The following is a 541-nucleotide window of genomic DNA, read 5'->3' on the forward strand; positions in this document are numbered from 1 at the left end:
CAATCTAAGCTGGCGTGGCATGACCTAGCGGAAGGCACTATCGATGGCACAAAAGGTATCCGTCCAGATCGTCGACGACATCGACGGTGGCGAAGCCACCCAGACCGTGCCCTTCGCGCTCGACGGCGTCACGTACGAGATCGACCTCTCCGACGACAACGCCGGCGCCCTGCGCGAAGAGCTCGAGCGCTTCATCGACGCCAGCAGGCGAGTCGGCGGACGCAAGGTGAAGGTCGCAACCGGACAGTCCACCGTGGTCGGTGGTACGGCCAAGCCGACCGACCGCGAGCGCAACCAGCAGGTCCGCGCCTGGGCATCGGCCAACGGCTACGCGATCGCCGAACGCGGTCGCATTCCCAACGAGATCTACGAAGCGTTCGACAACGCCGAATCGGCCCCCGAGCCGGTCGCCGAAGAGGCTCCCGCCAAGCGCAAGCGCGCACCGCGGAAGAAGTCCTGAACCACCCCCGATCGCGCCCTTGACGTCCCTTTCCCTGGACGTCAAGGGCGCATCACCCTAAGCGGCCCTTATCTCCACACC

Annotated in this window: 1 protein-coding gene; it reads left to right on the forward strand. The window is 65.6% G+C overall.

The features are described 5' to 3' along the window. The first annotated feature begins 43 nt into the window (after positions 1–43). Positions 44–460 (forward strand): histone-like nucleoid-structuring protein Lsr2, encoded by a 417-nt coding sequence (locus tag ACLARN_RS44185; RefSeq protein WP_409497463.1) that lies wholly within the window; start codon positions 44–46, stop codon positions 458–460. Positions 461–541 lie beyond the last annotated feature (81 nt).

The organism is Amycolatopsis sp. cmx-11-12, assembly GCF_046269425.1.
GTDB lineage: Bacteria > Actinomycetota > Actinomycetes > Mycobacteriales > Pseudonocardiaceae > Amycolatopsis.